This is a genomic window from Pseudoxanthomonas sp. LH2527 (genome assembly GCF_022539275.1).
Lineage (GTDB): Bacteria > Pseudomonadota > Gammaproteobacteria > Xanthomonadales > Xanthomonadaceae > Pseudoxanthomonas_A.
In genome coordinates, this window is sequence record NZ_JAKZBW010000012.1 from 86072 (window position 1) to 99925 (window position 13854).

At 68.5% G+C, this 13854-nt stretch carries 9 protein-coding genes; 6 read left to right on the forward strand and 3 right to left on the reverse strand.

Annotated features, from left to right (window positions below):
• Positions 1-13 precede the first annotated feature (13 nt).
• The 3 genes from MMG85_RS08815 to MMG85_RS08825 all read left to right on the forward strand — a co-directional run bounded on the left by MMG85_RS08815 (position 14) and on the right by MMG85_RS08825 (position 9453).
• Positions 14-286: a hypothetical protein gene (locus MMG85_RS08815; protein ID WP_241045706.1), complete on the forward strand. Its 273-nt coding sequence runs from the start codon at positions 14-16 to the stop codon at positions 284-286.
• A 99-nt stretch (positions 287-385) separates the two neighbouring features.
• A complete protein-coding gene (locus MMG85_RS08820) occupies positions 386-9091 on the forward strand; it encodes a glycoside hydrolase family 94 protein (RefSeq protein ID WP_241045707.1) in 8706 nt (2901 codons plus the stop codon).
• A complete protein-coding gene (locus MMG85_RS08825) occupies positions 9088-9453 on the forward strand; it encodes a hypothetical protein (RefSeq protein ID WP_241045708.1) in 366 nt (121 codons plus the stop codon). The genes MMG85_RS08820 and MMG85_RS08825 overlap by 4 nt, the downstream gene beginning before the upstream one ends.
• Here MMG85_RS08825 and MMG85_RS08830 read toward each other — a convergent pair.
• Both MMG85_RS08830 and MMG85_RS08835 read right to left on the reverse strand, forming a co-directional pair.
• Positions 9417-9914, reverse strand: a complete 498-nt coding sequence (locus tag MMG85_RS08830) for a GrpB family protein (RefSeq protein ID WP_241045709.1) — start codon at positions 9912-9914, stop codon at positions 9417-9419. The two genes, MMG85_RS08825 and MMG85_RS08830, sit on opposite strands and share 37 nt — an antisense overlap.
• Positions 9915-9951: 37 nt before the next feature.
• A complete protein-coding gene (locus MMG85_RS08835) occupies positions 9952-10659 on the reverse strand; it encodes a hypothetical protein (protein WP_241045710.1) in 708 nt (235 codons plus the stop codon).
• A 105-nt stretch (positions 10660-10764) separates the two neighbouring features.
• Between MMG85_RS08835 and MMG85_RS08840 the strand changes: the two genes are divergently transcribed.
• Both MMG85_RS08840 and MMG85_RS08845 read left to right on the forward strand, forming a co-directional pair.
• Entirely contained in the window at positions 10765-11352 is a 588-nt protein-coding gene (locus MMG85_RS08840) for a TetR/AcrR family transcriptional regulator (RefSeq protein ID WP_241045711.1), read from the forward strand.
• Positions 11349-11705, forward strand: a complete 357-nt coding sequence (locus MMG85_RS08845) for a VOC family protein (protein ID WP_241045712.1) — start codon at positions 11349-11351, stop codon at positions 11703-11705. The genes MMG85_RS08840 and MMG85_RS08845 overlap by 4 nt, the downstream gene beginning before the upstream one ends.
• A 207-nt stretch (positions 11706-11912) precedes the next feature.
• Here MMG85_RS08845 and MMG85_RS08850 read toward each other — a convergent pair whose 3' ends face one another.
• The gene (locus MMG85_RS08850; protein ID WP_241045713.1) at positions 11913-12695 is read right to left on the reverse strand and encodes a hypothetical protein; all 783 of its coding nucleotides are present in this window, start codon (positions 12693-12695) and stop codon (positions 11913-11915) included.
• A gap of 463 nt (positions 12696-13158) precedes the next feature.
• Between MMG85_RS08850 and MMG85_RS08855 the strand changes: the two genes are divergently transcribed.
• Positions 13159-13854: carboxypeptidase-like regulatory domain-containing protein (locus MMG85_RS08855; protein WP_241045714.1), on the forward strand; the 696-nt coding region annotated here is incomplete at its 3' end.

Consider the following 13854-nt stretch of genomic DNA (forward strand, 5'->3'; position numbering starts at 1 on the left):
CGGGCACCCACGCATGCGACGCGAACAGAAACAGGTCTTCCTGCTGCATCTGGGCAGCCGCCAGTCGATCGGGCCGGACGATCTGCGGGTCATCTGGGCGACCGCCTGTGAATCCGGCGATGTCCACGTGAGCCGTCGCGTGCAGCAGAGCAGCGTGGACGGCGCGCGTCCCTGCTACGGCCTGTGGGTGCGCCGCACCTTCAACCGGGTCGCCGCCGAGGAGCGCCTGCGCGCGATGCTGGATGCGCGTGGCTATCTCTTCACGCTGACGCCGATGCCCATCTAGCGGCGACGCGCGCGCATCACCCACCCCTTCACGCTCACCTCCCGGGGTGCGTGCAAGGATGGGTTCCACGTCGGTCAGCCGCTCCTCACAGGATTTCCGATGCCCCAGGTCTGGAGGGTCTTCAGCCGCTGGTTGCGCCTGCGTCGTCGCCTGTGGCGCTGGCGGCGTGCCGCGATCCAGAAACCGCTGAGCGCTGAAGCGCCGCTGCGCGCGCAGCTGTTCAATGTCGAACAGATGGAACGGCATGGGCGTGCACTGGCTCGCGCGCACCGCGTGCGCGCGCATGCGGGGCCGGAGCGCCTGCTGGACCGCCTGGCCGAGAACGAAGGCCTGCTACAGGATGTCTGCGCGCTGCTCACGCGGATGGTGCAGGACGACATGCGCATCACGCCTGCCGGCGAGTGGTTGCTGGACAACTCGTACCTGCTGGAAGAGCAGATCGTCACCGCACGCCGGCACTTGCCTAAGGGTTACAGCCGCCAGCTGCCCTCGTTGAGCCAGGGCGCATCCACCGGCCTGCCGCGCGTGTACGACCTGTCGCTGGAAGCCATCGCGCACGGCGACGGGCGCATCGACGCGGAGACCTTGCGCCGCTTCTTCGCCGCGTACCAGTCCATCACGCCACTGAAACTGGGCGAGCTGTGGGCGATCCCGATCATGTTGCGGCTGGCGCTGATCGACAACCTGCGCCGGATGGCGGTGCGGGTGATGCGCGACGGCGACGATCACCGCCTGGCCAGCGAGTGGGCCGCGCAGCTCAATCGCACCGCGGCGGAAGATCCCAAGGACGTGGTGCTGGTCATCGCCGACATGGCGCGCTCCGGCCCGCCGCTCAGTGGCGCCTTCGTGTCCGAACTGATGCGTGGATTGCAGGGACGCGGCGGCGTGTTCTCCATGCCGGTCACCTGGCTGGAACAGTGGGCCGCCGACGGCGGCCTGCGCATCGAGGAACTGGTGCACCTGGAAAGCCAGCAGCAGGCCGCGGACCAGGTGTCGATCAGCAACAGCATCGGCAGCCTGCGCTTCCTGGCCAACATGGACTGGCGGGAATTCGTCGAGGACATGAGCGTGGTCGAGCGCACGCTGCGCGCCGACCCGGACCGCACCTATGCGCTGATGGACTTCAGCACGCGCGATGACTACCGCCATGTGGTGGAAAAGATCGCGCGCCTGTCCGGTGTCGACGAAAACACCGTGGCGGAGATCGCGCTGCAGCGTGCACAGGCCGCCGCCGCCGCCGCGGCGACGCCGACGCATCCGCAAGCGCACGTCGGCTTCTACCTGGTGGATGACGGCGTCGGCCAGACGCAGGCGGCGGTCGCCTCGCTGCCGGATGCGCGTCCAGTCCGCCTGCGTCCGCATCGCGTTCCGCTGGCGGGTTATCTGCTTCCCATCGCCGCCATCATCGGCCTGTTCACCCATGGCCTGCTGACCGCGGCTGCGCCTGCGCAAGGCGTGCCCCTCTGGCTGCTGGCGGCGCTGGCGCTGCTGGCGTTCAGCGAACTGGGCATCGCCCTGGTCAACTGGGTAGCGACCTTGTGGGTGGCGCCGCGGCCGCTGCCGCGGATGGATTTCTCCAAGGGCATTCCGGCAACGGCGCGCACCCTGGTGGCGGTGCCCAGCATGCTGGGCAGCACGGAAGGCGTGGACGCCCTGGTCGAGGCGCTGGAAGTGCGCTTCCTGGCCAACCGTGACCGCCACTTGCACTTCGCCCTGCTCACCGATTTTCTGGATGCCGACGCGGCATCGATGCCGGGCGATGCCGCCCTGGTCGCCCACGCCGCGCAGCGGATCGAACAGCTCAACCGCCGCTATGCGCCGGAGCGCGCCGGCGAGGACGGCGGTGATCTGTTCTTCCTGTTCCACCGCCCGCGCCTGTGGAATCCGCGCGAGCGCCGCTGGATGGGGTACGAGCGCAAGCGCGGCAAGCTGGCGGCGCTGAACCGGTTGTTGCGCGGCGGGACCGGCGACGACTTCCTGCAGGTGACCGGCAACCTCGGCGTGCTGGCGCAGGTGCGCTACGTGATCACGCTGGACACCGATACGCGCCTGCCGCGCGACGCCGCACGCGAGTTCGCCGGGACGCTGGCGCATCCGCTCAACCAGGCCGTGTTCGATGCGCGCCGGCGCCGCGTGGTCCGCGGCTACGGCATCCTGCAGCCCAGCGTCGGCACCAGCCTGAGCGGACGGCCGAGCTCGCGTTATGCGCGCATGTTCGGCAGCGAACCGGGCATCGATCCGTATACGCGCACCGTGTCGGATGTGTACCAGGACCTGTTCGGCGAAGGCTCGTTCGTCGGCAAGGGCATCTACGATGTGGATGCGTTCGAGCATGCGCTGGCCGACCGCTTTCCCGACAACCGCATCCTCAGCCACGACCTGCTGGAAGGCTGCTACGCGCGCGCCGGCCTGGTCAGCGACGTGCGCCTGTTCGAGGAGTATCCGGCGCGCTATGCGGCAGACGTGAAGCGCCGCTACCGCTGGATCCGCGGCGACTGGCAGTTGCTGCCCTGGCTGCTGCCGTGGGTGCCGCGCCGCGATGGCGGGTTCGAGCGCAATCCGTTGTCCTGGCTCTCGCGCGGCAAGCTGCTCGACAACCTGCGCCGCAGCCTGGTGCCGGCGGCGACGGTTGCGTTGCTGGTGCTGGGCTGGCTGTTCTCGCCGGCCCCGCTCGCCTGGACCGCCTGGCTGCTGAGCCTGTGGGCGCTGCCCGTGCTGCTGCCGGCGTTGCGCGACGTGTTCGCCTGGCCGGTCGACATGCCGCTGGAAACGCATCTGGTGCAGGTCGGCCGGTCCAGCCTGCGGCAACTCCAGCGCGCGGTGGTCAATGTGGCCTGCCTGCCGTACGAGGCGTTCTTCAGCGTGGACGCGATCCTGCGCACGCTGTGGCGCCTGCTGGTCACGCGCCGGCATCTGCTGCAATGGAATCCCTCCAGCGAAGTGGAACGCAGCCTCGGCGGCGGCATGCGCGCCGAACTGCTCGGCATGGCACCCGCACCGCTGATCGCGACCGCCATCGCCGCCCTGCTGGCGGTGCGGCAACCGGCCGCGCTGTGGGTGGCCGCGCCGTTGCTGCTGCTGTGGCTGGTGTCGCCTGCCGTCATGGCCTGGCTGGGCCGTCCTTCGGGCCAGCGCACGGAGAAGCTGTCCACGCCGCAGCTCGCCTTCCTCGGCACGCTGTCGCGGCGTACCTGGGCGTTCTTCGAGACCTATGTGCGCGCTGAGGATCACTGGCTGCCGCCCGACAACGTGCAGGAGCATCCGGCGCTGGTAGTGGCGCGACGCACGTCGCCGACCAACATCGGCCTGTCGCTGCTGGCCAACCTGGCCGCGTACGACTTCGGTTACCTGCAGGCCGGTGGCGTGATGGAACGCACCCGCCTGGTGTTCGACACGCTGGAAGCGCTGCCGCGCCATCGTGGCCACTTCTACAACTGGTACGACACCGAAACCCTGCAGCCGCTGCCGCCGGCCTACATCTCCACCGTGGACAGCGGCAACCTGGCCGGGCACCTGCTGACCCTGCGCCAAGGTCTGCTGGCACTGGCCGACGCGCCGGTGCTCGCGCCTGCCACCTTCGGCGGACTGGGCGATACGCTGGCCGCGCTGGAAGACGCCGCCACGCAGGTGAAGGCCGACGGCGATGCGGTGTCGCTGGCGGTGGGCGAGTTCCGCGCGGTGCTGGCGCAGGCGCTGCGGGAGCCGCCGGCGACCGTCATCGACGCCGAACGCATGCTGGCGCGCCTGGTGGTGCACGCGGACGCCATCGCGGCGGCGTGGCCTGCCGCCGAACCGGTGCCTCTGCATCCGCACCACTGGCCGACCGCGCTGGTCGAGGGCTGCCGGTCGGCGCATGCGGAGCTGCAGTTCCTGTTGCCCGACGCCAGCGCCTGGACGGGAGAAGGCATTCCCACGTTGCACGACCTGCAGGACGGCTCCGCCCATCCGCTGGCCACCCGGCGCGCGCGCGAACGCGTCCACCAGCTCGAACGGCTGGCGCACATCGCCGGGCAGTTCTCGCTGATGGAATACGAATTCCTCTACGACCGCGCGCGCCACCTGCTGGCGATCGGCTACAACGTCGACGAGCACCGCCTGGACAGCGGGCTGTACGACCTGCTGGCGTCGGAAGCGCGGCTGTGCAGCTTCGTGGCGATCGCGCAGGGTCAGCTGCCGCAGGAGAGCTGGTTCGCACTGGGCCGCCTGCTCACCGAGGTCAACGGCGATGCCACGCTGCTGTCGTGGAGCGGCTCGATGTTCGAGTACCTGATGCCGCCGCTGGTCATGCCCAGCTATCCGGACACGCTGCTGGACCAGACCTCCCGGCATGCGGTGGAAGCGCAGATCCAGCACGGCGAACACCATGGCGTGCCGTGGGGCATTTCCGAGTCGGGCTACAACACCGTCGACGCCCGCATGAACTACCAGTACCGCGCCTTCGGCGTGCCCGGACTGGGCCTGAAGCGCGGCCTGGGCCAGGACCTGGTCATCGCGCCCTACGCCAGCATGATGGCCTTGATGGTGGCGCCGGAAGCCGCCTGCGAGAACCTGCAGCGGCAGGCCGCGCTGGGTTTCGGCGGGCATTTCGGCATGTACGAGGCCATCGACTACACTCCGGCGCGGGTGCCGCCCGGACAGGACTGCGTGGTGGTGCGGTCGTTCATGGCCCACCACCAGGGCATGGGCTTCCTCGCGCTCGTCCACCTGCTGCGGCAGCAGCCGATGCAGCAGCGCTTCGTGGCCGATGCCGAGTTCCAGGCGACCCTGCTGTTGCTGCAGGAACGCATTCCGCATACCGGCGTGTTCCACCCGCACGAGGCCGAGACGCTGGGCACCCGTGCCGCGCCCACCGAAACCGAAACCCAGCTGCGCATCTTCCGCAACCCGGGCACGTCGCGGCCGGCGGTGCAGCTGCTCTCCAACGGCCGCTACCACGGCCTGGTCACCAGCGCCGGCGGCGGCTACAGCCGTCACCGCGACATGGCGGTCACGCGCTGGCGCGAGGACGGCACGCGCGACCACTGGGGCAACTTCTGCTACCTGCGCGACGTGGAGAGCGGCGAGTTCTGGTCCACCTCGCTGCAGCCGGCGTGCGTGCCGGTGGACCAGTACGAAGCGATCTTCTCCGATGCCAAGGCCGAGTTCCGCGGCCGCAAGCGCGGCTACGAAAGCCATCTGGAGATCGCCATCTCCGCCGAGGACGACATCGAACTGCGCCGGCTGCGGCTGGGCAACCGCAGCCGGCGCACGCGCACCGTCGAGATCACCACGTATGCCGAAGTGGTGCTGGCGCCCGCCATCGCGGACGAACTGCACCCGGCCTTCAGCAACCTGTTCGTGCAGTCGGAGATCGTGCGCGAGAAGCAGGCGCTGCTGTGCACGCGACGGCCGCGCGCGCACGACGAAGTGCCGCCGTGGATGTTCCACCTGGTGGCCGTGCACGATGCCGACATCACCGCGATCTCGTACGAGACCGACCGCGCCCGCTTCCTCGGCCGCGGCAACACTCCGCGCACGCCGGTGGCCCTGTCGGCGCAGGACACGCTGTCCGACAGCGAGGGCTCGGTGCTGGATCCGATCGTCGCCATCCGTTGCCGGATCGAACTGGCGCCGGGGCAGACGGCGATGATCGACATGGTGCATGGCGTGGGCCTGGACCGCGACGCCTGTGCCGGCCTGATCGACAAGTACCGCGACCGCCGGCTGGCCGACCGCGTGTTCGACCTCGCCTGGACGCACAGCCAGGTCGTGCGCCGGCAGATCAACGCCTCGCAGGCGGATGCGCAACTCTACGAGCGGCTGGCCGGACTGATCGTCTATGCGCACCCGCTGCTGCGCGCGGACGCCGACGTGCTGCTGCAGAACCAGCGCGGCCAGTCGGGCCTGTGGGGCCATGCGATTTCGGGCGACCTGCCGATCGTGCTGCTGCAGGTCGCCGATGCCGACAACATCGAACTGGTGCGGCAGATGGTGCAGGCGCACGCGTACTGGCGCCTCAAGGGACTGCGTGCGGACCTGGTGATCTGGAACGAGAGCCAGGCCGGCTACCGGCAGCAGCTGCAGGACCTGATCCTGGGCATGATCTCGGCCGATCCCGAGGCCAACGTGCTGGATCGGCCGGGCGGAATCTTCGTGCGCCCCGGCCAGCAGATGTCGCAGGAGGACCGCATCCTGCTGCAGTCGGTGGCGCGGGTGATCATCAGCGACCAGCAGGGCTCGTTGGCCGCGCAGATCGGCCGCCGCGAGCCCGCCGAGCGGATCATGCCGGCGCTGCTCGGGGAGGGGCCGCGCGAGGAACATGCCGAACGTCCGGAACCCACGGCATCCACCGGGCTGCCGGCGCCGGTCGTCATCGATGAAGAGGACGACACCTGGCCGTTCGAGCCGGTGGCCGACACGTTCGTCCACGAGAACGGCACCGGCGCGTTCGCCGCCGATGGCCGCGAGTACGTGATCGTCACCCGCGAGGGCGGCCCGACGCCCGCGCCCTGGTGCAACGTGATGGCCAACGACCGGCTGGGCACGGTAGTCAGCGAAAGCATGGCCGGCTACACCTGGTTCGAGAACGCGCACGAGTTCCGCCTCACGCCCTGGCACAACGACCCGGTCGCCGACAGCGGCGGCGAAGCCTTCTACCTGCGCGACGAGGACAGTGGTCACGTGTGGTCGCCGCTGCCGTTGCCGCGTCGCGGCCATGGCGCGTACCGCACGCGACACGGCTTCGGCTACAGCGTGTACGAACACGTCGAGGACGGCATCGCCAGCGAACTATGGGTGTACGTGGCCGTCGACGATGCGGTCAAATACTCGGTGTTGAAGCTGCGCAACCTGTCCGGGCGCGCACGCCGCCTCACGGCCACCGCTTACGTGGAGTGGGTGCTGGGCGACCTGCGCGTCAGGTCGCAGATGCACATCGTCACCGCCCAGGATGCCGCCAGCGGCGTGCTGACCGCACGCAACCCGTACAACACCGAGTTCGGCGGCCGGGTCGCGTTCTTCGACACCGATGCCAGCGGCTGCAGCTTCACCGGCGACCGCACGGAGTTCCTCGGCCGCAACGGCAGCATGGCCGATCCGGCGGCGCTGCAACGCGAACGCCTGTCCGGTCGCGTGGGCGTGGGACTGGATCCGTGCGCGGCCATCCAGGTACCGCTGTCGCTGACCGATGGCGAGGCGTCGGAGACGGTGTTCCGGCTCGGCATGGGCAAGGACGAAGACGACGCGCTGTACCTCGCCCGCCGCGTGCAGGGCACGCAGCGCGCGCACGACGCGCTGGATGCGGTGCGCATCCACTGGCGCGGACTGCTGACCTCCGTGCAGGTCAGCACCCCCGAGCCCGCCGTCGACGCGCTGGTGAACGGCTGGCTGATGTACCAGACCCTCGCCTGCCGCTACGTGGCGCGCAGCGGCTATTACCAGTCCGGCGGCGCGTTCGGCTTCCGCGACCAGTTGCAGGACACCATGGCGACCCTGCATGCCCGGCCGGCGTTGACCCGCTCGCACCTGCTGCTGTGCGCGGCGCATCAGTTCCCGCAGGGCGACGTGCTGCACTGGTGGCATCCGCCGCAGGGGCGCGGCGTGCGCACGCGCTGCTCGGACGACTACCTGTGGCTGCCGCTGGCGGCCGCGCGCTACCTGCAGGTGACCGGCGATGCCAGCGTGCTGGACGAACAGGTGGGCTTCGTCGATGGGCGCCCGGTCAACGCCGACGAGGAGTCGTACTACGACATGCCCGCGATGTCGCACCTGCGGCAGTCGTTCTACCAGCATTGCGTGCTGGCCTTGCGGCGTGGCTGCAGCCTGCTGGGCGAACGCGGCCTGCCGCTGATCGGCACCGGCGACTGGAACGACGGCATGAACCGCGTCGGCGAAGCCGGCCGTGGCGAGAGCGTGTGGCTGGGCTTCTTCCTCTACGACACGCTGCAGCGCTTCATCGAGGTCGCACGCGTGCGCGGCGATGACGCGTTCGCCGACGAATGCGTGGAGCACGCCGAGCGCCTGCGCGCGAACCTGGAAGCCCACGCCTGGGATGGCCAGTGGTACCGGCGCGCGTGGTTCGACGACGGCACGCCGCTGGGATCGGCGACCAGCGACGAGTGCAGGATCGATTCGATTTCGCAGAGCTGGTCGGTGCTGTCGGGCGCCGCCGATCCCGCGCGTGCACGACAGGCGATGGCCTCGCTGGACCGCCATCTGCTGAAGCGCGAAGCGGGCCTGATCCAGCTGCTCGACCCGCCGTTCGACACCACGCCGAAGGACCCCGGCTACATCCGCGGCTACGTGCCCGGCGTGCGCGAGAACGGCGGCCAGTACACCCATGCCGCGGTCTGGGCCGCGATGGCCTTCGCGCACCAGGGCGATGCGGAGCGGGCGTGGGAACTGGCGCGCATGATCAACCCGATCCACCACGCGCAGGATCCGGATGCGACCGCCGTCTACAAGGTGGAGCCCTACGTGCTGGCCGCCGACGTGTATGGCGTGGCGCCGCATGTCGGTCGCGGCGGCTGGACCTGGTACACCGGCTCGGCCGGCTGGATGTACCGCCTGCTGACCGAATCACTGCTCGGCCTGCAGCGCCTCGGCGACGAGCTGGCCCTGCATCCCTGCCTGCCGCGCGAGTGGACACAGTACGAACTGCGCTACCGCTTCGGTTCCACGCTCTACGTCATCGCGGTGGAACAGCGCGATGACGGCGCGGCCACGCTGCAACTGGATGGCATGGAACAGGCGGGCATGCGCTTCCCGCTGGTGGACGATGGCAGCGTGCACCGGGTGGACGCACGCTGGCCCCGTGCCGCGCCGTGAAATCGCGCGCGCAGCTCGATGCGGAACTGGATCGACTGGCCGACATGCTGCCGCCCTGGCTGCAGCACCTCCGCCACGAAGCCCAGTTCTGGCCGCAGTTCGATGCGTTGGCGGACGCCATCCTGCGGGAGGCGGGCGCGGATGATCTCGCGCACGTGCAGGCGAGGCTGGAGGCGATGCTTCGGGTGCATGCGGAAGCGCTTCACGGGATGGGAGAACGCAGTCCGCTTCCGCGGTCAGCAGGCATGGGCATGGCGCTTGTGCAGGATCGAATCCGGACAGCGTGTCGCGAACGGTCTCCGTTCGGCGCGGCATTGTCGGAAGGTCATTCCTCCATGGCGGACAACAGGGATCGAATGTAGACACCCTTCTCCACCGTATACGCCGCCTTGTCGCCCGCATGCGCGATGGCGAGTCGCCGCTTCAGGGCTTCGTACTCGGATCGGCGTGCGTCGTCGGCGCGCAGCAGGTCGCGGAAGCGGAGATGTTCCCGCCAGAGCCGCCCACCATGCTCGACGCCATGCAGATGGATGCGCAGGTCGCCGGCGATGTCCTTGACGAAGTAGCGGCGCTGCGGGATCGCGGCTTCATAGTGCGGCCGATAGGTGTAGTCCAGCCTCACGATGTCCGCGACGCGGGCTTCGATCGTGGCGAGCGTGGGTGCACCCAGCAGGAGGTCGATGACCGGCTTGGCTGCCAGGCCGGGGACCGAGGTGCTGCCGATGTGCAGGATATCGATCGGCACACCGGCGAAAGCCGGCAGCAGTTCCTGGCGGAGGTCCTGGAAGACCAGCGGCCAGGTGGGAGAATAGGGAACGAGCATGGTGTGTTCCTGGGGTGGAGCGAAGGTGAGCCAGGCGTCAATCGCGATGGCCGTCTTCGGAGGATGTCGTGGTCGCGGAGTGCTGCGAAGCCCGCACGACCCACAGGCCCAGCAGGCAGTACCAGAGACTGTGGGCGACGACCACGAAGGTCATGCCGGTGACGTCGAGCCGGATCCATCCCGCGGCATAGCCGATCAGGCACAGCAGGCCCGCGATCACGCCGTACGCGCCGCATGCGATCGCCAGCGGCCCGGATTGGCGCAGCATGGCGGCAGACCACAGCACGATGCCGGCCGACATGCCGAGCGTGCCGGATCCCGCCAGCACCTGGTTGGCGGAGAAGGCAAGCAGCACCGACGGCAGTGCGTCCTCGGCGTGCGGGATCAGCGGCAGCACCCGCTGCAGGTAGTCGCCGATGAGGAAGCCGCTGATCAGCGCTGCACCCAGCATGGCGACCGCGCCGAGCGTGTACAGGCGCGCCGCAGCCCCTACCGCGCCACTCCTCGGCCACCAGCGCGCGAGGTGGGCCAGCGACAACCAGAGGGCGACGATGCAGGCGATCATCGCCAGGTGCACGTGCCGGCTGAGCGACGATATCTCGGTGAGGCTGATGAGCCGCGCCGCCATGTCGGCGCCTTGCGCGGTGGGATGGAAGATCATGATGAGCGGAGCCAGCACGCCGGCGGCGATCAGCAGCAGGCCGCAGGGCAGGACATGGGGTGCGGGGGATGATGTCGTGTTCATGCGATGCCCCTGCAAGGAAGAGCACACAGGCTAGCGGTGCGATCACCGCCGTTTCCGGACAATCGCGACCCAATGTCCGGCAGGGTTCGTGGGATGATCCGGCCCATGACCCCGCTTGAGCCCAACGAAGATCCCCGTAGACGGCGCACGCGCCAGGACCTGATGGCGGCGTTCTTCTCGCTGGTGCTCAGTCAGCGCTATCACGAGATCCGCGTCGGCGATGTGCTGGCGCGATCGGGCGTCAGCCGCTCGACGTTCTACGAGCACTTCCGCAACAAGGACGAACTGCTCGCCGCCAGCCTGGAAGGACCGTTCCAGACGCTGGCCCATCTGGTGGGCGAGCGGGCGGACGTCAACAAGGTGTGCGCGATCCTCGAGCACTTCTGGCAGAACCGCGCACTCGCACGCAGCCTGTTCCAGGGCGCTGCGCTACGCATTGTCCGCGGCACGCTGGTCGTGCACGTGGAGAACGCGCTGTCTCCCGCGCAACGCAGTCGCCTGCGCATTCCCGCGCGCCTCGCCGCGCACGGGCTTGCCGATGGTCTTTTCTCGCCGGTGGTGGCCTGGTTGCTGGGCGAGGCCAAGTGCAGTGCGCAGGAACTGGCCGTGGCGTTGCAGCTGTCCACGGCAGCGGCCACGCGCGCACTGCAGACCGGCCTTCCCGCCGACGATCAGCCCAGGAGAAAAGAATGAAGATGCAGCGCGCGATTCCGATGCTGCCCGTCCGCCACATGCCGACGAGCGTCGAGTTCTACGCAAAACTGGGCTTTGCGGTGGAAAAGCGCAACGACGAATGGCGTTGGGCAATGCTGGTGCTGGACGAGTGCCGGCTGATGGTGGACGAATCGATCAACCAGCCGCCGGATGCGCCACGCACGTCGGTGATCTACCTGTACCCCGACGACATCTTCGCCTTCCACCGCGACGTGCGACGGCGCGGTGTGGACGTGCCTTCGATCAGCCATCCCTTCTACGGCATGAGCGAGTTCCGCACCGAGGATCCCGATGGCAATCGGCTATGGATCGGGCAGCGGACGGGAAGCTGAGGTCCGCTTGCGGGACAACGCGCCCGTCGAAACACAGTCACAGGCCAGGCAATGCCAGCTCGTGGCCGATAACAGAGATCGATCCAACAAAACAGAGGCACCTGCTTGGCGGGCGCCTCCATTACGTCGAACCCGTACAGCCTGATCCCAGCTGCCGGCGCCAGACGCGAACGGCGGGCACGCTGCCGTGCCCGCCGCTGCAAGTGCTCAGAAGTCCCAGCGGCCGGTAATGGACAGCGGAACCGAGACGCGGCTGCCGGTGTCGTTGATGGACGCCAGGCCGAGTCCGGCGATCGCCGAATCGTCGTCGGCAAGATCGCCGATGTAGTTCACCCCTGCGGCGAATTTCATGCTGAAGCGCTCGGTGAACGGGACGTGCACGCCGGCCTCGATCCCGCCGCTCAGCGCCCATTCCTTCTCATAGAACGGCGCATTGGGAATCGTGATCGCGGCGTCGGGAATCTCGAAGGTGGCGCGGATGACATCGGTTTCGGTGGCACCCAGTCGCGCAGCGACGAACGGCCTGACCCGGCCACCGTCGCGGAAGAAGTGCCGGTAACCCACTTCCCACGTGTACGCGTCATAGCCCGAGAACCTGCCGAAGACGTCGAGCTCGGTATCGAGCGCCGGCACGTAGGCGGCACCGACGCGCACGCGACCGTCATCGGCGCTGGTCTCCCTGGCCTGAAGGAACACTTCGCTCCGGTCACTCAGTCCATAGCCCACTTCCAGGCCCCAGGACATGGCGTTGCCGTAGATCTGGTCGTGGCTGCGGGAGCGGATGCGCAACTCCGCGCTGACGCCCGCAAGTGCGGGATTCAACGGACCGAGATCCGGCACCGGCGCCACGGCGCCGGCGTGGACGTCGCCGCTGACCGGAAAGTCGACGCCGCCCAACACCGACATCGAGAATTTTCCCTGCTCGGGGCCTGCTGCGAATGCCGGCCCTGCCGCCATCAACAAGGCAACGCCAAGAAGTTTGATCTGCATGGTCCTCTCCCCTCGGAACGGGTAACGCCTACCCAATGTAGGCAGGTGATCTACGCGAGAGTGGTGGAAACGGATTCAACGGGATGCGGGACGTAAGCGCCCTTTCAGCGCTCCTCACGCCGTCTCCACATTGCTGTACGGGCTTGCCGTCGGCTGCCGCAGCCGATCCGGAAGATCAGGCTATGGCAGGCGCGTCGATGGTGCGCCGCCTGCCCAGGATCGCCTTTGCGTCCGCACTGGACGACGCCACCTGGCGTGCAAACGGAGCAGTGCTTGGGCGGTGAGGAAGGGAGACGCGGTTTGCCCGGGCAGGGCCATGCGACACGCCAGCGCGCCTGCTTTCACCCCGAGGCGCACATCCCGCACTTTCGCGCCCCGCTGGTGACCTTTTGGCGACATTTGCATTGCTAGTTTCGCGCTGCTTCATCAACTGAACATGGCCACTTCCTGGGGGTAGCGCGACATGAAAAAGTACTTCAGACGGGCGTTGTGGTTGGCGCTATCGGCGCACTTGAGCGGATACGCCCTGTCCGCCCACGCCGCGGAGGCGCCGGGCGCACTGACCATCGTCGTCAGGGACCAGTACACCGAACGGCCTCTTCCCAGCGTGCAGGTCACGATCACGGAACGGGAAACCGCCCGAGTGCGATCCCTGGAGACGGATGCACAAGGTCGCATCGTCGTTGAACAGCTCGATCCCGGTCTCTATGCGGTCACCGTGAACAAGGTTGGGTTCGCCGCCGTGTACGAACCCAGCGTGCGCGTCATTACGCGGAAGAATTCCATGATCGAACTCGAACTTGGAGCGCCGACGCTGGAAGAAGTGGTGGTGCAAGCACGGGCACTCGATGCCTTCGCATCGCCCTCCAGCACCTATCTCGATCGCGAGGCCTTGCGGGATGCCGTTGGCGGCGGCGCGGATCCGCTGCTCTCGCTGGATGGCCTGCCGGGCCTGGCGTCCGCCAGCGAGTTCGCGGCCTTCAGCGTGCGCGGCCGCGGCCCCCGGGACAACCTGATCTTCGTCGACGAGTTCCCCTTCGACAAGGCGGTGCACTTCGACGCAACGCTGGGCGAAGACGAGGACATCGGCGGTGGCGGCCGCTTCTCGATCTTCGCACCGAACGTCATCGGGGGCGCCGAGTTTTCACCCGGCGGATGG

Bases quoted from the DNA above. Each gene is read 5' to 3' on its own strand.
- MMG85_RS08815 (WP_241045706.1), top strand. From the start codon at position 14: ATGCGACGCGAACAGAAACAGGTCTTCCTGCTGCATCTGGGCAGCCGC.
- MMG85_RS08820 (WP_241045707.1), top strand. From the start codon at position 386: ATGCCCCAGGTCTGGAGGGTCTTCAGCCGCTGGTTGCGCCTGCGTCGT.
- MMG85_RS08830 (WP_241045709.1), bottom strand. From the start codon at position 9,914: ATGCTCGTTCCCTATTCTCCCACCTGGCCGCTGGTCTTCCAGGACCTC.
- MMG85_RS08835 (WP_241045710.1), bottom strand. From the start codon at position 10,659: ATGAACACGACATCATCCCCCGCACCCCATGTCCTGCCCTGCGGCCTG.
- MMG85_RS08840 (WP_241045711.1), top strand. From the start codon at position 10,765: ATGACCCCGCTTGAGCCCAACGAAGATCCCCGTAGACGGCGCACGCGC.
- MMG85_RS08845 (WP_241045712.1), top strand. From the start codon at position 11,349: ATGAAGATGCAGCGCGCGATTCCGATGCTGCCCGTCCGCCACATGCCG.
- MMG85_RS08850 (WP_241045713.1), bottom strand. From the start codon at position 12,695: ATGCAGATCAAACTTCTTGGCGTTGCCTTGTTGATGGCGGCAGGGCCG.